Here is a 16,950-nt window from a genome sequence, read left to right as displayed (position 1 = left end):
AAAAAGCTTTTAGTGATTAACCGGGATCGGTGTCATCTCACCATTGTCGTCTATATTGGCACTGTTGTTCAATCTTTGTTGCAGCATATGATCTTGAATATAGGTGTTAATGCGATGACGCTGCTCCATCACACGCTCATTGGTATAGCTTTGATTTTGCTGCACAGGGCCCGTCTGCAAACTCACCGGTGATGCGCTACCAATCAAAGGACGGGTATTGAGTACCGGCATAGGCGCCGCATCTTCGATACCAGTCTGATTATAATTTTGTACACCAATCACGGCTACCAGTGCCACACTGGCCGCAATGGCATACTGACCAAACTGCTTAAATAGCGGGACCACCTTGGCAAACTGACTTTGGGGCGCGACTTCAGGCGTATCGACACGCTTAGGCACCAGGATACTAGGCTCATGCTCGATAGCCGCAGCGATATTGGCACTGAGATCTAAATTGATCGCAGCTGGCAACTCACCACGCATAGCATCACCTATCATGTGATAATCACGCCACTTTTCATGCGAATCCGTATCGGCTGCCAATTCAGCCAATACCTGCTCGTCGACTTCACCGTCAACGGCAGCGGAGACCCATTCCTGACCTAATTTATCCATTTATCACCCATATAAATTTAGTGTATCGAGTTAAATGCTTTATCGTTCCAGCAAAGGCTGCAACTTCTTGTCGATGGCTTCACGCGCTCTAAAAATACGAGAACGCACAGTACCCACAGGGCACTCCATCACATTGGCAATCTCTTCATAACTCATCCCATCGAGTTCACGTAAAGAGATGGCCATCTTCAATTCTTCCGGCAAGGTATCGAGCGTATCGAAAACCACTTTCTGAATCTCATCTGACAACATAAGACGCTCTGGGGAGGCGAACTCCTTTAGCGCATCACTGCCGTCATAGTATTCGGCTTCTTCTGCATCGACATCATTGGCAGGCGCTCGCCTGCCCTGTGCCACTAAATGATTTTTCGCGGTATTCACCGCGATGCGATACAACCAAGTGTAAAACGCACTCTCACCCCTAAAGTTAGGCAGCGCACGATAAGCTTTAATAAAGGCTTCCTGTGCCACATCCGCCACATCCGCCTGATTCCGCACATAACGGGCAATCAGATTAATGACTTTACTCTGGTATTTCTGTACCAGCAGGTTAAAAGCGTTTTTGTCTCCTTGCTGCACTCGCTCAACGAGTTGTTGATCACTTATCTGTCCACTCATCCGAGCCGACTACTCCTAAATCTAAAATGCTGATTTCTCAGTCGCTCGAATCATATTCACATATGTAGACTAGCCCACACCGAAAAAGTTCTAAAAAAAATTGCGATATCCAAATTTATTTTCTACCGCGAGATCTGTATCCATAAATTCCGTCTTGGTTTACCATAGACAATACTCGCATAACTTACCATGATACCTGATGAAACAAGTAGTTGAACATCAATCTGACGTTTTGGTTATCGGCAGCGGGGCTGCTGGTTTGACTTTAGCATTACATCTGGCTGAAAAATCAAACGTTATCTTACTCTCCAAAGGTCCACTCAGCGAAGGCTCCACCTATTATGCACAAGGTGGCATCGCCTCAGTATTCGATGAAGAGGATACCATCGAATCTCACGTGACCGATACCCTGATTGCCGGGGCGGGGTTATGCGACGAAGAAGTTGTGACCTTCACTGCCGAAAACGCCAAGAGCTCTATGGAATGGCTGATCCATTGCGGTGTTGCCTTCGATAAGGAAGAGACCGCCGACGGTGATAAAAGCAAGGCGCCGTACCACTTAACCCGTGAAGGTGGCCATAGCCATAGACGCATCTTGCACGCGGCCGATGCCACAGGCAAAGAGGTACAAGTTACGCTGCAAGAGCGCGCGCTCACCCACCCCAATATCAAGGTACTGGAGCGCTACAACGCCATTGACCTGATCACCACCCGTAAACTCAAACGACCGGGCAACCGTGTTCTCGGTGCTTATGTATGGAACCGCGACGAAGAGCATGTGGAAACCGTCAAGGCACGCTTTGTTGCCCTGGCTACAGGTGGTAGCTCAAAGGTATACCAATACACCTCAAATCCTGATATCGCTTCGGGTGACGGTATAGCCATGGCCTGGCGCTCGGGTTGCCGTGTGGCCAATATGGAGTTCAACCAGTTCCATCCGACTTGTCTCTACCACGCCGATGCGCGCAACTTCCTATTGACCGAAGCGCTTAGGGGCGAAGGGGCCTATTTGAAACGCCCGGACGGCACCCGCTTTATGCCCGACTTCGACGAGCGTGGCGAACTCGCCCCTCGTGATATCGTGGCTCGTGCCATCGACTATGAGATGAAGCGTCTGGGCGCCGATTGTGTCTATCTGGATATCACCCATAAACCCGCTGACTTTGTGATCAAACATTTCCCGACTATCTACAAACGTTGTCTAGAGCTGGGTATAGATATCACTAAAGATCCTATCCCTGTCGTACCTGCCGCTCACTATACCTGTGGGGGCGTGATGACAGATCTCCACGGCCAAACCGATCTCAATGGCCTCTATGCCATAGGTGAAGTGGCTTATACTGGTCTGCATGGCGCCAACCGCCTCGCCAGTAACTCACTACTGGAATGTTTAGTATTCGCCCGCGCCGCAGCCGAAGATATCGAGAGCCAACTGACTAAAATCCCTATGCCGGGTGCGCTGCCCGCCTGGGATGAGAGTAAAGTATCCAACTCAGATGAAGAGGTGGTGATTGCCCACAACTGGCATGAACTGCGTCTTTTCATGTGGGACTATGTGGGGATCGTACGCTCAGACAAACGCCTTGAGCGCGCGCTGCGTCGCTGCGCCATGCTACAGCAGGAGATCCAGGAGTATTACAGCAACTTCAAGGTGAGTAATAACTTACTTGAACTGCGTAATCTGGTTCAGGTTGCCGAGCTGATCATTCGCTGCGCCATGGAACGTAAAGAAAGCCGTGGGCTGCACTACAATATCGATTACCCGAATAAGGGCAATAACCCGCTACCTACCATATTGCTCCCAGAGCAATAACCTAAGTTAACCAAATCTGAGCAATAGACGACACAGATGCCGATAGCCTGTGTCGTCAAACATATCCCGCCACAGAATCACCAAACGCTTATTGTCATCACTACAGAGCCAAAAGAGTACGGCAAAGGGACTCACCCACACCCGCCGATAATACAGAGCCACACAGTTTTCCGTTTGCGCAGCGCCTTGCGACTTTTCATCCAGCCCAATCTTACCGGACTCATCCAGCCAGAAGCCAAATGACCAGTGTTTGAGCATCCAAAATTGATAAACAAAGAAACCGACCACTGCCGATAGCAGGGCGTATTTGATGATAACAAACCAGAGAAGGGAAATTGGCGGCCAGACCAAGAATGAACTTAGACAAACGGCCGCAAAACATATCAGCGAGAGTCGCTGATCAAATGAAGCGATAAGGTGAAACTTATGGCGCCGCCCGGCCACGAACTTTTACGACCATATCGGCAAGCAGAGGATCGGGACACACTTCATGACCCATAAACCAGGCAAACAACTCGGGATCTTCACACTCTAACAAACGAACAAAAACAGCTTTGTCATCATTAGAAAGATGCTCATATTGCGTTTCAACAAAGGGTTGAAACAATACATCAAGCTCTAACATGCCGCGTCGGCACGCCCATCTCACTCTGGCAATGTTCATTGGCTCTGACACACAACTACTCCCTTATTTTTAATTGGCGATAGTGTACCAGTTAGGCTAACGGCTTCACACCGTTTTTATAAGCGTTCCACCTCAAGATCTTTACCGGCAAACAGATCACTAAAATCGGTTTCCAGCAATGATTTCACCGCCGGATGCTGAATCATCCGCTCGGCAAACATTACATGATAAACCTCTTTAATATCATTGGTTTCCCCTAAAAGATGAATATCATGGGCGAGAATATCTTGCTTATAGATAGAGGGCGCCACAAAGATCCCCTTCTTAAAGAAACCGAAGGCTTTCATCATAGCAGCATCATCGAACTCTCCAAGAATGGTCACATCCAGGCCATTCTCATCAAACCAATGGTGCAGCTGCTGGCCAAGCGAAGTACGTTTGCCCGGGATCAACAGCTTGCCCTGCTCCAGACAGGCGGGAAAGGGTTGCTCATAAGTAGTCGATGAGAAAAATGCCACGCCGCACTCCCCGAGCTTCTTAGATAAGATCTCGGGATATTTAAGTGACTCGCCGGCACAGTCGGACAAGATCATATCCAGCTTGTGGGCTCTTAGGCGTTCCATCAGGCTCTCGTGAGTCGCCTCGTAGCAAGCCAGGTGCATAGAGCCATCGCTGGGGACAACAGAAAGTAACACGCGGCTGGCCAACGCCTTGGACAAGGCATCGGCGATGCCTACCTCAAATAAGATGTTATTATCCTTTTGATAGTTAAGGATATCTAACATCTCATAACTCAGACTAAACATCTTGTCCGCATAACGGAATACCAGCTCACCCAGCTCAGTGGGCTCAAGGTTACGCCCTACCCGCTTAAATAGCGTGCCGTTGAGACGCTGCTCCAATACGCGTATCTGTCCAGTTACCGTCTGCGGGGTCAAACATAAGGTCTCGGCGGCCTTAGCCACCGAGCCTTTTTTGTGCACCATCCAAAAATAGTAGAGATGGTTGTAATTAAGATGGGACATCAAGGTTTGCGAATCTCCCGTCCTATTTCAGACGCTGGCAATCCATCAGGTCGTACATCACTTCGCTGAGGGAATCGACAGAATCGATTTTGCCCATCTCAAACGCCTCAGCGAGTCCCTGTACCAAGGTTTCTCTCTCTGGTAGACGGCTCTCGCAATAGGTACGGTTTGCTTCTTCGAAGCGTTTACCACTGCGATACTTAAGAGCGCGAGACTCATAACCATTACTCTCGACTCTTTTCCCCATAGCATTGGGCTTATACATCAGCGCACCGTCAACCACCCCTTCAAGATAGTGCTGACAAGACTCGCTATTGATATCCTGATTACAGGCGGCCAGTTGGCTAGCCGAGGCGCCCCCAGCTAATCCCAACGAGAGCATGAGTGTCACGACGATTTTTTTCATGATTTTTCTCCTTTCTCTGGCAGCACTTTAGATAACCAAAAATACCCTATTACCGCCGACGCGATAGATCCTGTCAATATGCCCAATCTTGCTAAATCGCCATAGGCTTCACCTTCACCGATAAAGGCCAGGGACGAGATAAACATCGACATAGTAAAACCGATACCACACATTAAGGCTACGGGCGCAATATGACGCCAGCCCATACCATCTGGCAGCGCGGCAAGTTTGAGCTTCACGGCCACAAAACTAAATAGCAGTACTCCAAGCGGCTTACCGAGCAAGAGTCCCAAGGCGATCCCTACTGGTACAGGCGATAGCAAATCCCCTAAACTCATACCCGACAGATCCACGCCCGCATTGGCAAAGGCGAAGATAGGCAAGATCATAAAGGTGCTCCAAGGATGCAGACTATGCTCTAAATTTTCAGAGGGTGAGCTACCGTCTTTCGCCCGCAGTGGAATACAGAAAGCAATAATAACGCCCGCCAAAGTCGCATGGACCCCAGATTTGAGCACGGCGATCCACAGTATCAGGCCCACTACGCCATAAGGCGCCAATGAGGTGACCCCCTTACGGTTGAGCCCAACCAGAATCACTATCGCCAGCGCTGCCACCACCAGGCTGATGGTCGACAAATCTGTGCTGTAGAACATGGCAATGATCACCACCACGCCTAAGTCATCGATAATGGCTAACGCAAGCAGAAAGACCTTAAGCGCTACCGGTACTCGGCTACCCAACAGGGCCATGATACCCAATGCAAAGGCAATATCTGTTGCAGCAGGAATCGCCCAGCCCACCTGAGTGATGGGGTCGGAATAGTTAAAGATGAGATAGATCGCCGCCGGAAAGATCATGCCACCGATGGCAGCAAAAGTGGGCAGAGACGCCTGCTCACGGCTCGACAATGCGCCTTCAAGCAGTTCACGCTTCACTTCCAAGCCGATCAGCATAAAGAACAGGGCCATCAAGCCATCATTAATCCAATGAATGAGAGTCTTATCGATATCTAGGCTACCGACTCTCACCTGCATTTCTGTATGCAAGAACCCCTGGTACAAACCAGACAAGGGAGAGTTGGCCATGATCATGGCTAGTAGCACTGCGGCCATCAAGAGGATGCCGCCAGCTGATTCTTGGCTTAGAAAATTTCTAATCGCCTTTTCCATAAATTAAACTCCAAAAAACACTTAATGGATCGAGTCTAGCGGAATGCAACCTAACTGAATAATCGTTTGCATCAGCATTAAACATCGGTAATTCCGAAGTATCAAGTGTAGACTCTCTATCGAGACTAATCAACATAATGCAATTTGACAGCTTGTTCACCAAGCCTAAACCTTTATGTGACAACACATACTGGCATATACTCGATAAATAGAGGTTTTTTTATGCAGAATAAATTAATAAAGCTCCAGTGACGATAATCCGCCGCTGGAGCTTTACCTCAGAAATTCCTCAGTCTTATGACTGTAGGTTATACAGAGAAAGGGTACTGGATCGCGTCATGATGCTGGTAACCTGTCACTTCGAAATCATCCATAGTGACCCAGGTTTCAAGATCTTCGAGCGACTTGATTTCAGGATTGATATGTAGCTGAGGCGATGGGAAGGGCTGACGCTTGAGCTGCACTTCTTGCATTAAAGGCAACTGATCTTCGTAAATATGAGCGTTGACTATCTTGTGGTAAGCCTTACCCGGTTTATGGCCAGTGATCTGAGCGACAATGGCCAACAGGGTAAACACCTGCACCTGATTAAAGTTAAGTCCAAGAGGGACATCGCATGAGCGCTGGAAACTATTGAGATAGAGAGTGTCACCTAGCAAGGAAAAGTTATGGGTGTGCATACAAGGGCGCAGACAGCCCATATGGAATTCACCAGGATTATAAAAGCTTAAGATCTCACCGCGATCATCTATTCCCCTGGAGAGGTTATCGATAATTTTTCGAAGCTGATCCACTGTGCCGCCATCAGGTTTTGCCCAAGCTCTGCCCTGAACACCATAGACCCGGCCCATATCATCATGACCTTTACGGTGGGGATTGTTAAGCCAAGCGGCATTTTCGTTAGCGTTAGCATCCCAAGTCTTGGCACCTAACTTTCTAAAGTCAGCGGCGTTGTCATAACCTCTGAGATAACCCAAAAGCTCAGCGATAGCCCCTTTCCAAAAGCTTTTGCGTGTGGTGATCAAGGGAAACTCATTACCAGCCACATTATATTCCAGATCGGCATTAATCACGGTTAAGCAGCGCTTGCCCGTACGTTCGTTCTCGACCCAAACGCCCTCATTGATGATTCGCTCACATAACGCCAAATACTGTTTCATCTTGTCCTACTTTTTATTGTTACTTATAAGTGCGCGCAAGACGCCCACTGCTTGTTCATCCTTCCCCATTTGCCGATTAGGTCAGGGCTATCTTGATTCCCGTAAAGAATAACATGACGGCGAAGATCTTTTTCAGTCTTGCCGTCGGCCAAATACTGGCAGCTTTCGCCCCCAAGGGCGCCGTCAACATTGAGGTGCAGACTATGCCCAGCAAAGCCGGCAAATAGATATACCCTAAGGTGTACTCAGGCAGGCCTTGGGTCGCCCAGCCAGCAAAGACATAACTCAGGCTACCAAACAACGCAATCATCAGACCTGTGACCGATGAAAAGCCGATAGCATGGCGCATCTGCACGCCAGCCCAAGTCAGGAAAGGGATCAACAAGATACCGCCACCAATTCCCATCAGCGCCGCAATCACTGCAATAATACAGGCCGCAAGGAATAAGTAGGGCGCAGGGGGTAAGGAGCGCTCTACCTCTGTAGCCTTAACGGGAAAAACCATCTGCACAGCCATAAGCACCAAGAAACCAGCAAAGATCTGCTTAAGCAACTCGGCGGAAAAGAGTGAAGAGATAAAGCCTGCCGACAGAGCACCAATGATAAAACCCGGCAACATAATAGTCAGTAAATGCCAGGGAATATTACCACGGCTATGATGTGCCCTGGCTGAGGAGAGTGAGGTTAAAATAATCGCCGCCAGGGAGGTTGCTATCGCCACATGGGTCAGATGCTCGGGTACCACGCCCGCCTTAGGTAACAAAAACAGCAGTACAGGCACAGCGATCACACCGCCCCCTATGCCTAACAGACCTGCCATAAAGCCAATAAAGGCACCTAAAGCAATGCAGCTAACAACTATGGTGAACATGAAACCTCTATCGCGATGGCAAAATGAGGCATTAGCTTAATGGAAATAATGGCAGATTGAAATTACCCAAGCCCAGTTATAAGAACTCATCCAATTCGTTATCTTTAAGGTATTGAGTCAATAGCTGCCTCACCTCGGCTCCATTGCTGAGCGATAGTGCCTCATTGAGGATGGCACTGAGATCGCTATAGGAGACTCTGCGGATCAAATAATTGATCTTGGCAAGGCTACCCTGGTTCATACTCAACTGGGTGTAGCCCATAGCCACGAGCAAAAGGACACCTATCGCCTCCCCCGCCAGCTCACCACAAACACTGATTGGCAGTCGATAGTGCTTACAGGCCAATCTCGCCTGCTTCAAGGCCCGTAAAATACCTGGATGGTAGCAATCGTAAAGGGTGCTGACTCTGGGGTTGTTACGGTCGACCGCCAGTAAATATTGTGTCAGGTCGTTGGATCCTACTGAGATAAAATCGACCCGTTTAGCTACCTCTTCCAGCTGGAACAAGAGCGCTGGCACTTCCAGCATGATCCCTAGCTTAGGTCGCTGTAGATCCGGATGAACATCTTGCTTCACCTCAAGATAGGCCTGCTCAAGATAGGCGATAGCCTGATCGATCTCATCGAGGCAACAAACCATTGGTAGCAAAATATGTAACTGATCGCGCCCACCGGATGCATTTAACATAGCTCTTAGTTGCACCAGGAAAAGCTCTGGATGATCTAGGCTTAGGCGTATTCCTCGCCATCCTAGGAAGGGATTCTCTTCGGTGATAGGCAGATAAGAAAGCGGCTTATCACCACCGACATCTAAGGTACGCATCACCACCGGTCGGCCAACCGCCGCATCTAATACCTGGCGATACACCTCGACCTGCTCAGCCTCACTGGGAAAGCGAGTCTGCAACATAAATGGGATCTCGGTACGATACAGGCCAATACCATCAGCCCCTTCGGCTATTTCCGAAGCCAAGCTGCTCAACAGTCCGGCGTTAAGATAGAGATGAATACGGCGCTCATCGAGAGTTGTGGCGGGTTGTGAAAGCTCAGCCGCATACCGCTTTTGCAACGCCTTCTCGGCCGAAATCAGACTGCGATATTCACTAATCAGAGTCGGCGTTGGCGAGATGAGCACCTGCCCCCGATTGGCGTTGAGAATTAACTGCTTACCATCAATCCCCGCATTAAGGATCCCCTCTACCCCAATCACCGCCGGAACACCAAAGGCGCGCGCCAAAATCGCGGCATGGGAGTTTACGCCCCCCTGCTCAGTGACAATCCCTACGAGCTTATGCTGGGGAAATTCCGCCAACATGGTCGCCGTGGCTTCCTTAGTCACCAAGATCACCGGCACATCGAGTTCCAGCTGCATCTTTTGCGGCTCAATCAATTCACGCAGAACACGCTGACCTAAGTCACGAATGTCGGTGGCGCGCTCTTGCATATAGGGGTCTTGCATCTTAAGGAAGTGGTCGATGTAGCGCAGCGACACACGGCTCACCGCAGAGATCGCCGTCCAGCCCGCTTGGATCTCCCGCACATACTCACCGCCTAAGCTGGTATCATCAAGCAGTAAAAGCAACGCCGAGAAGATAGATTGCACCTCTTTCTCATTCTCGCCATCGAAACGTTGCGACAGGGCACTTAGGGTATTGCGACAAGCATCTAACGCCTGACTCAATGCCTGTAGCTCAGTTTCGATATCCTGGGTCTGATGCTGCTGTTGATCTAAGGCTATTTCACCACCTAGCACCATAGCATGGGCAATCACCACGCCACTGGCCGCTGAAGTCCCGGTATAAAGACACTTATCTGGCGCCGATTTCACCTCGGCCTTCTTACGCTGCTCACGCACGGCTACCGCTAACTGGGCAGCCAGGGTCATCAGGAAGGCCTCTTCGGCCTCACTAAACTGGCGGGCATCGGCCTGCTGCACAACCAGCACGCCTAAGATCAATTTTTGAAAGATGATGGGAACGGCGAGAAAGGCACGAAAATCTTCCTCGTCGACTTCGGTAAACAACTTGAATCTGGGGTGTTGCTGGGCATCGGCCAGGTTAACGGGTTCTTCGCGCTCGGCCACTAGTCCGACCAAGCCTTGGCTCATGGGCATCTTGACTCGGCCAACGGCCCTGGGGTCCAGACCATCGGTCGCAGAAAGCACCAACTCCTGCTCCTCTAAGATATAGATAGAGCAGCATTGGGTTTCCATTGCCGATTTAGTTTGGCTAACGAGTAGCGATAAGGCAGATTGAAGATCTTCGGCTGCGGCTACGGCCTGAGTAATATCCCTGAGCGTTTTTAACACAGCCTATCTCTCCATCTTAATCTTACCTGCGGCGACCTCGCCTTCTGCCACTATGGGTATTTTCCTGCGCCTGAAACGCTAACGTCGTCGGCGCAAACTCTTTCATCACCTTGCGGTAAACATCACGTTTAAAGGATACCACCTGCCTGACAGGATACCAGTAACTGACCCACCGCCAATCATCAAACTCAGGATGCCCCGTGGCCGCCAGATCGATAGCCGACTCCTGACTCTTTAATTGTAATAAAAACCACTTCTGCTTCTGACCGATACATAAGGGTTTACTGTCTTGCCTAATTAACCGTTTTGGTAATCTATAACGCAACCAGGAACGAGTTGAGGTTAACACCTGTACATGCTCAGGCTTTAACCCAACCTCTTCATACAACTCCCGATACATGGCTTGTTCGGCACTTTCGCCTTCATCCACGCCACCTTGCGGAAATTGCCAGGAATGTTGACCAAAGCGTCTGGCCCACATCACCTGCCCAAAGCGATTACAGATAATGATGCCTACATTTGCACGAAAGCCGTCACTATCAATCACATGGACTCCAAATTGAAATATTCTAATGAATCGATTGTTTCACAAAGCGGCGTCGGCGGCAATTCCCCGTTAACAGATATTGATTGGATAAAAAACCAATTTTTTTGCTTTTATCAACAGACACTCTCGATATCAACCGAGGATATCCACAAAATCTGTGGATATCTCTGTTTGAAACTCAGTTAAAATTGTCAATTTAGCCTAAATGAAGATCAAAAGCCTTCATTTGAGGCTGACAAAATACAAAGCTAAAATACTGAATAAAAATAGAAAGTTTTTGTAAAAACCATAGGATCATTTGTTCACAAACTGCGATCGCACAAAAAACACCCAAAGGGTGAATGGAATAAAAAGACACTTGCAGTTATTTAAGGTTATTCACAGATAAAAGCAATTATGTGATATTGCGGCGCTAAACAGCCCGCTAAATCCCCTTGACATGAGCCTTTTTGTTCATCTTGCCGATCAACACTCACAGTTATCCAATAATTCTGTGGATAAGTATGTTGGAAAGAGTGGGGAAATCACGGAGTAACTCGATAAGCGACCAGAAGTTATCAAGATCAAATAAGAGTTAATAGTTAAATTTCATTAACTTAAGCAAAGCTTCAGCTGTGATTAACTCAGCCCAAAAATTTCGGGCAAATTTTAACCGTGATTGCTAAAGTGTATAACTCGGGTAGAATCCTCCCTATGAAAAGCAGATCCTTACCACCGGCCTCCGTCGACGAACTCATGTCTCGGGCCCAAGATATGGCAGGCCTTACCTTAGGCCAACTGGCCGAACTACACGCCATTGCTGTGCCCGACAATCTCAAACGTGATAAAGGCTGGATAGGCCAACTCATTGAGCTTGAGCTGGGTGCTACCGCAGGCTCAAAACCTGAACAAGATTTCTTGCACCTTGGCGTAGAGCTGAAAACGATTCCTGTGGATGCGTCAGGTAAACCTCTTGAAACCACCTATGTCACTGTGGCGCCACTTGTGAACATCAGCGGCCTCAGATGGCAAGACAGTCTGGTCTTTCATAAGCTACAGCGGGTGCTGTGGATACCGGTAGAAGGAATTCGCCATAAAGCCGTAAGCGAAAGACGCATAGGTACGCCTATCCTCTGGACCCCAAACGAAGAGGAGCTGTCGCAGATCCGCCAGGACTGGGAGGAGATAATGGAGCTAATCGCGCTAGGCAAGGTAGAGCAGATCACAGCCCGCCACGGCGAAGTACTACAGCTAAGACCCAAGGGGGCTAACAGCCGAGCCCTCACTCAAAGTATCGCCAGCAATGGCCAAATAAAACTGACCAATCCCAGAGGCTTCTACCTCAAGATCCCTTTTACTCAGCAGATCCTTAACCGTTATATCTGTCCTTAATCAACGCCAAAACCGAGTGTGTTGATCCTCAACTAGACTTATAAGCAATGGGCAGGCTGGCTAAATTTACATCAGCAAACGCTAAGAAAAAACAACAAACACGGTAACTTAACAATTTAGAAACATAAAATTGTCGCTTTTTTGGCACATCTAGACTTCATTTGACCTAGATCACAAATATCACTGGAAATTGTAGGGGTGTTTTCTATACACTAGCGCATCCTGAGATTTGTGCAGCATTTAGGAATTATCTGTCACCGTGAGAGCACGCATTCAAGCAAAGAAGCTCATATTTGCCATTTTCGCTTGGGCTATCGCCATGGCGGCGTTCGTCTTTTTCCGCTATGCCCAAACACCAGAGCTACCGCAATGGGCGGTAGGGACTGCCGATCTCGCGACGCTGGCAATCTACATGGGGATCATCTTTGGTAGCCTGCATTGGATGTCGAATCTCATCGCAGACTATAGCGCCATCAACCGCCTGCCCTATCTGTTTTCGGTGATCTTTAAGGGACTCTTCCTTCTGCTTGGGGCCACAACGCTGGCCTATATGACCCAATTCCTTAACATGTGGGCCATCGAAAACCATATGTCGACCCTCAGACAGATGCTGACCGCCCATATTCTATACAGTCCCGCATTTCAGGCACTTATCATCTATCTTGTCGCGGTACGTGTGGGTCTTGCCTTTATCGAGCAGATGGCACTGCTGGTTGGCCCTCGAATCCTACTCAATATTGGCTTGGGGAAATATCACAGACCCAGATATGAGCAGCGTCTGTTTCTCTATCTGGACATGGTAGCCTCGACCACCCATGCCGAGTCTCTGGGAGATTACCGCTTCAGTCGTCTGATCCAGGACTGTTTTAGCCTACTGTCGGATACCGTGGTGAATAATGATGCCGAGATCTATCGCTACATGGGCGATGCTGTGTTGATACACTGGCCACTGGAAAACGGCATCATAGAAGATCGCAGCTTCAACATTTACTATGAATTCAGTCAGCAACTCAACTGGCAGCGCAAATATTTCGAAGAGCAGTATGGTTTTGTGCCTAAATTTAAGGCCGCAGCTCACTGTGGGCAAGTGGTCGCGGCAGTCGTGGGTGTGCAAAAGCAAGAGATTAGCTTCTTTAGCGACGTGCTCAACACCCTGGCAAGATTGCAAGATCAGTGTAACCCTATGGGTCAACGCATGTTGATCTCAGGCTCCTTGCAAGCCCTCATAGATACCAGTAAAAGTCACTACGACTTCGCCAATCTCGGGCCGATTAAGCTCAAGGGGAAACAACACTCTATCGAGGTATATGGCGTTTCCCCCAAGGGTAGCAATAATTAGGACCTGTTTTCCTTTCAGATTTCATTTTTGTTCAATCTAAACCCGTTTTGCTCGAGGCATGAGTCTCGAGGCATGAGTCTCGAGGCATGAGTCTCGAAACATGAGTAATGATGCATATTTGTAATATGTGAATTGCAAGCACCTAAGAACGAGCACCTAAGAAATTGTCTGAAACGATCTCTAACAGCTTTGCAGGCCATTTCATAATCAACAGGGTGCGTTTAGAAGAATACCCTTACGCAGTATTTATGGGGCAACGCTTGTAGGCCTTTGCTACTGCATTATCGCCGGTTTATGTCGCTCACTACAGGTCACCGACTCTGCTAAATACAAATCACCTACAAACTTTCGCAAAAACAAACAACAAAGATCAACAGCCCTTAGCTTTCCGCCTGCTCCAACAAACTTTGAATCGCCTTGCCCAAGGTTCTAAAGGTCATGATACGGCTGGAAGTCTGGCGCCACACTAAACCTATGTCTCGATAGGGCGCCTCACCAGGTGGGGTCAATGCGATCAGATCTGTGTCGTTCAAAATCCCTGCATCTATCGCCATCTGTGGCAAGAAAGTGGTGCCTAACTTGCTGTTTACCATCTGCACTAAGGTATGCAGACTCGTAGCGGCAAAGGGGTTGATCTTATCACTGTCGGCCAGACGACAGGCACTGATGGCATGACCGGTAATACAGTGCTCAGATTGCAGCAGGAAAATACTCTCATCGGGCAGCGCTTTATAATCTATCGGCTGTTGTACCTCGCTGCTCAGCTCCTTATGCATCACCAGCTTAAAGGGATCTATGCCCACTTTCATGCTGTGGTATCCGCTGGTATCGACCGGTAACGCTAACAGTAAAAGATCCAGCTCGCCCTTCCCTAGCGCATCAAGTAACCGCTCTGTGGTATCTTCTTTTAAAAACAGGGTCAGCTCTGGATATTCCTGCTGACAATGTTTCACCACCCGGCTTAGCAGAAACGGCGCTATGGTAGGGATGCAGCCCAGACGAATATCACCTGTCATGGGTTGCCCCTGGTGCTTGACCAGTTCCACCAGATCATCGACATCGGTCAGTAGCTTGCGTGAACGCTGAACCACCTCTTCGCCAATGGCGGTAAAGATAAAAGATTTATGATCCCGCTCGATCAATTGATGGCCGAGTTGCTCTTCCAGATTTTGAATGCCACTCGACAGGGTAGACTGGCTGACATGGCACAGCTTGGCCGCGCGATTAAAATTCTGTTCCTGATAAAGGTTCACCAGGTAGTAAAGGTTCTTTAGACTTGGCAGTTGTTTCATAAAATCGATTACCAGCTTCCATTTACATTCAAATACTCTATCTAACTCTAGCACAAGCACCATTAGGATTAACCCACTCTTATGCCAGAAGTGTGAAGCGCTACCCAAAAGCGGCTAATTAACGCACAAACTAAAACGCCCCCGATGATCACTCATCAGGGGCGTTGGTAAACTCAGTTGCTTAAGCTTAGCGCTTAGGGCTTAGGGCTTAGGCTTTCGACTCTAAGTAAGCTTTAAGCTCAGCCAAGTCGTTGCTAGCATTATCGACAATCACCTGTAACCAATTAGCGTGCTCGGCCGCCCACTCTGGCGCTTCGCCATGTTGTAATAACTGAGCATACTGCTGGATACGCTTTAAGCCAACAGAACCGGCTGCGCCCTTAAATTTGTGCGCTTCAGAACATAAGGTATCTTTGTCTTGTGCTTCTTTAGCATTCACCAGGTTGCCAACATACTCAGGCATCAACTGCTCAAACAAGACAACACTCTTAAGCAAGGTACCTGCACCAATAGCGCTGCAGTACTGCTCAAGGGTATTGAGATCCAATATTGATTCTAACTCGGCTGTTGCCATATTAAGGCACCTCTCGAAAAAATGCTGACGGGACAAGAATAAAATTTACCCCATAATAGCGCCTAGAATGGTGGGCGCAACTAATTGAAGCATATGCAAGTTAAATAGGCTCTTATTTAACCTTTCATTAACCACATATTAAATTAGTTGCCCAATTATTCACTTTTTTAGCCCCTAAATTGAAAATTGATCACTTAGCTTATCGGGTCAAATAATACCCTTGTCCCCCGAGAGATTCGAGGTTCTTCACTATCGCAACTAACCCCTCCCACCGATAGGCGCACCAATCGGGTGCCAACAAGATAGGCTTCTTAGCATAAGCAGTAACACGATGAAAAATCACCTCTTTAGGCGTATGGCGTATCAACTCTCCGACACTGTCGGCATAGGCTTGCTGGGACAATAATGTCATCCGCCCAGCGCGCCAAGCCTTAGCCATGGTACTGCCTTCGACAATATGTAATGGATGAATTTTTAATCCATCGACACCCGCGGCGAGTACCGCTTGGTGGCTGGCTAAAAAATTCTCATGCGTTTCACCGGGTAGCCCCAAAATAAGGTGGGTACAGACCTTTAACCCCGCCTTTCTAGCCCGCGTCACTGTGTCTCTATACTCCTCAAACCCATGACCACGGTTGATTCGCTTTAGCGTCTCTATATTGGCACTTTGCAACCCAAGTTCCAGCCAGACCTCAAGGCCGCGCGCCTGATAGCCCGCCAGTAACTCAATCACTTCATCACTGACGCAGTCGGGACGCGTACCGACACACAAGCCGACAATATCTTTATCCGCCACCGCCTCATCATAGCGCTGCTTAAGTAATCGATACTCATCATAGGTACTGGTATAAGCCTGAAAGTAAGCGATAAACTTTGTGGTCTTGCCTTGAGCACGCTCGCGTCCCTTCGCCAGTTGCACCGCAATGGAGTCGACAGTGCCATGCTCATGACTAAAAGAAGCCACGTTACAGAAGGTACAGCCACCTCGCCCCAGACTGCCGTCTCGGTTTGGACAGGTAAATTTAGCATCTAAGGTCAGCTTCTTTAGGCGCTGGCCATATTTGGCTTTGCAATGCAGACCAAAGGTATTGACGTGACTATCCAGTCCCACGGGGTTCTCTCTCGAAAAATAAAAGGCAGGGATTGTAACTGGCCCTAAAAAGGAGTTCTTGGCGCTACATCAATGTTTAGCCCCTTAACCCGTGCCCCACATC

The 16,950-nt window shown here is 48.6% G+C and carries 17 protein-coding genes; 3 read left to right on the top strand and 14 right to left on the bottom strand.

What is annotated here, in order from left to right; genetic code table 11:
- Positions 1 to 9: 9 nt before the first annotated feature.
- Both L2712_RS02715 and rpoE read right to left on the bottom strand, forming a co-directional pair.
- On the bottom strand, positions 10 to 615 hold the full coding sequence (locus tag L2712_RS02715) for a sigma-E factor negative regulatory protein (protein ID WP_033539778.1): 606 nt from the start codon (positions 613 to 615) through the stop codon (positions 10 to 12).
- A 39-nt stretch (positions 616 to 654) separates the two neighbouring features.
- Complete coding sequence (rpoE, locus tag L2712_RS02710; RefSeq protein ID WP_033539777.1) at positions 655 to 1,233, bottom strand: RNA polymerase sigma factor RpoE; 579 nt, start codon at positions 1,231 to 1,233, stop codon at positions 655 to 657.
- Between the two features lie 199 nt (positions 1,234 to 1,432).
- On the opposite strand from rpoE, the gene nadB reads away from it, so the two are divergent.
- Complete coding sequence (gene nadB, locus L2712_RS02705; RefSeq protein ID WP_033539776.1) at positions 1,433 to 3,046, top strand: L-aspartate oxidase; 1,614 nt, start codon at positions 1,433 to 1,435, stop codon at positions 3,044 to 3,046.
- A 6-nt stretch (positions 3,047 to 3,052) separates the two neighbouring features.
- Here the strand turns inward: nadB and L2712_RS02700 are convergent, their stop codons facing one another.
- The 9 genes from L2712_RS02700 to rppH all read right to left on the bottom strand — a co-directional run bounded on the left by L2712_RS02700 (position 3,053) and on the right by rppH (position 11,160).
- Positions 3,053 to 3,490, bottom strand: a complete 438-nt coding sequence (locus tag L2712_RS02700; protein WP_346347558.1) for a protein YgfX — start codon at positions 3,488 to 3,490, stop codon at positions 3,053 to 3,055.
- Positions 3,471 to 3,710 (bottom strand): FAD assembly factor SdhE, encoded by a 240-nt coding sequence (locus tag L2712_RS02695; protein WP_033539774.1) that lies wholly within the window; start codon positions 3,708 to 3,710, stop codon positions 3,471 to 3,473. The genes L2712_RS02700 and L2712_RS02695 overlap by 20 nt, the downstream gene beginning before the upstream one ends.
- A gap of 77 nt (positions 3,711 to 3,787) precedes the next feature.
- The gene (gene nhaR, locus L2712_RS02690; RefSeq protein ID WP_033539773.1) at positions 3,788 to 4,696 is read right to left on the bottom strand and encodes a transcriptional activator NhaR; all 909 of its coding nucleotides are present in this window, start codon (positions 4,694 to 4,696) and stop codon (positions 3,788 to 3,790) included.
- 22 nt (positions 4,697 to 4,718) lie between these two features.
- Positions 4,719 to 5,102: a hypothetical protein gene (locus tag L2712_RS02685; protein ID WP_033539772.1), complete on the bottom strand. Its 384-nt coding sequence runs from the start codon at positions 5,100 to 5,102 to the stop codon at positions 4,719 to 4,721.
- On the bottom strand, positions 5,099 to 6,274 hold the full coding sequence (gene nhaA / locus L2712_RS02680; RefSeq protein WP_248976813.1) for a Na+/H+ antiporter NhaA: 1,176 nt from the start codon (positions 6,272 to 6,274) through the stop codon (positions 5,099 to 5,101). The genes L2712_RS02685 and nhaA overlap by 4 nt, the downstream gene beginning before the upstream one ends.
- A 308-nt stretch (positions 6,275 to 6,582) precedes the next feature.
- Positions 6,583 to 7,434, bottom strand: a complete 852-nt coding sequence (locus L2712_RS02675) for a thymidylate synthase (RefSeq protein WP_248976812.1) — start codon at positions 7,432 to 7,434, stop codon at positions 6,583 to 6,585.
- Positions 7,435 to 7,510: 76 nt separating this feature from the next.
- Positions 7,511 to 8,305, bottom strand: coding sequence for a sulfite exporter TauE/SafE family protein (locus L2712_RS02670; protein WP_248976811.1), 795 nt, complete (start codon positions 8,303 to 8,305; stop codon positions 7,511 to 7,513).
- A 76-nt stretch (positions 8,306 to 8,381) separates the two neighbouring features.
- Positions 8,382 to 10,613 carry a phosphoenolpyruvate--protein phosphotransferase gene (gene ptsP, locus L2712_RS02665; protein ID WP_248976810.1) on the bottom strand — a complete coding sequence of 744 codons (2,232 nt, stop codon included), beginning with the start codon at positions 10,611 to 10,613 and terminating at the stop codon, positions 8,382 to 8,384.
- 22 nt (positions 10,614 to 10,635) lie between these two features.
- Complete coding sequence (gene rppH / locus L2712_RS02660; RefSeq protein ID WP_033539767.1) at positions 10,636 to 11,160, bottom strand: RNA pyrophosphohydrolase; 525 nt, start codon at positions 11,158 to 11,160, stop codon at positions 10,636 to 10,638.
- A 693-nt stretch (positions 11,161 to 11,853) separates the two neighbouring features.
- On the opposite strand from rppH, the gene mutH reads away from it, so the two are divergent.
- Positions 11,854 to 12,531: a DNA mismatch repair endonuclease MutH gene (gene mutH / locus L2712_RS02655; RefSeq protein WP_248976809.1), complete on the top strand. Its 678-nt coding sequence runs from the start codon at positions 11,854 to 11,856 to the stop codon at positions 12,529 to 12,531.
- Between the two features lie 259 nt (positions 12,532 to 12,790).
- Entirely contained in the window at positions 12,791 to 13,870 is a 1,080-nt protein-coding gene (locus L2712_RS02650; RefSeq protein WP_033539765.1) for an adenylate/guanylate cyclase domain-containing protein, read from the top strand.
- 380 nt (positions 13,871 to 14,250) lie between these two features.
- Here L2712_RS02650 and oxyR read toward each other — a convergent pair whose 3' ends face one another.
- The 3 genes from oxyR to mnmL form a co-directional block, all read right to left on the bottom strand.
- Positions 14,251 to 15,162 carry a hydrogen peroxide-inducible genes transcriptional activator OxyR gene (gene oxyR, locus L2712_RS02645; RefSeq protein ID WP_248976808.1) on the bottom strand — a complete coding sequence of 304 codons (912 nt, stop codon included), beginning with the start codon at positions 15,160 to 15,162 and terminating at the stop codon, positions 14,251 to 14,253.
- 208 nt (positions 15,163 to 15,370) lie between these two features.
- Positions 15,371 to 15,736 (bottom strand): Hpt domain-containing protein, encoded by a 366-nt coding sequence (locus tag L2712_RS02640; RefSeq protein WP_033539764.1) that lies wholly within the window; start codon positions 15,734 to 15,736, stop codon positions 15,371 to 15,373.
- 199 nt (positions 15,737 to 15,935) lie between these two features.
- Positions 15,936 to 16,847, bottom strand: a complete 912-nt coding sequence (gene mnmL, locus L2712_RS02635; RefSeq protein WP_248976807.1) for a tRNA modification radical SAM protein MnmL/YtqA — start codon at positions 16,845 to 16,847, stop codon at positions 15,936 to 15,938.
- Positions 16,848 to 16,950 lie beyond the last annotated feature (103 nt).

The sequence above is a fragment of the Shewanella marisflavi genome (genome assembly GCF_023283925.1).
GTDB classification, from domain to species: domain Bacteria; phylum Pseudomonadota; class Gammaproteobacteria; order Enterobacterales; family Shewanellaceae; genus Shewanella; species Shewanella marisflavi.
This window is presented reverse-complemented; position numbering and strand designations above follow the sequence as displayed.

What these genes read in the sequence shown, in the direction of transcription:
- L2712_RS02640 (WP_033539764.1), bottom strand. Translation starts at nt 15,736, where the DNA reads ATGGCAACAGCCGAGTTAGAATCAATATTGGATCTCAATACCCTTGAG.
- L2712_RS02675 (WP_248976812.1), bottom strand. Translation starts at nt 7,434, where the DNA reads ATGAAACAGTATTTGGCGTTATGTGAGCGAATCATCAATGAGGGCGTT.
- L2712_RS02695 (WP_033539774.1), bottom strand. Translation starts at nt 3,710, where the DNA reads ATGAACATTGCCAGAGTGAGATGGGCGTGCCGACGCGGCATGTTAGAG.
- L2712_RS02685 (WP_033539772.1), bottom strand. Translation starts at nt 5,102, where the DNA reads ATGAAAAAAATCGTCGTGACACTCATGCTCTCGTTGGGATTAGCTGGG.
- nadB (WP_033539776.1), top strand. Translation starts at nt 1,433, where the DNA reads ATGAAACAAGTAGTTGAACATCAATCTGACGTTTTGGTTATCGGCAGC.
- nhaA (WP_248976813.1), bottom strand. Translation starts at nt 6,274, where the DNA reads ATGGAAAAGGCGATTAGAAATTTTCTAAGCCAAGAATCAGCTGGCGGC.
- nhaR (WP_033539773.1), bottom strand. Translation starts at nt 4,696, where the DNA reads ATGTCCCATCTTAATTACAACCATCTCTACTATTTTTGGATGGTGCAC.
- oxyR (WP_248976808.1), bottom strand. Translation starts at nt 15,162, where the DNA reads ATGAAACAACTGCCAAGTCTAAAGAACCTTTACTACCTGGTGAACCTT.
- mutH (WP_248976809.1), top strand. Translation starts at nt 11,854, where the DNA reads ATGAAAAGCAGATCCTTACCACCGGCCTCCGTCGACGAACTCATGTCT.
- L2712_RS02715 (WP_033539778.1), bottom strand. Translation starts at nt 615, where the DNA reads ATGGATAAATTAGGTCAGGAATGGGTCTCCGCTGCCGTTGACGGTGAA.
- rpoE (WP_033539777.1), bottom strand. Translation starts at nt 1,233, where the DNA reads ATGAGTGGACAGATAAGTGATCAACAACTCGTTGAGCGAGTGCAGCAA.
- L2712_RS02670 (WP_248976811.1), bottom strand. Translation starts at nt 8,305, where the DNA reads ATGTTCACCATAGTTGTTAGCTGCATTGCTTTAGGTGCCTTTATTGGC.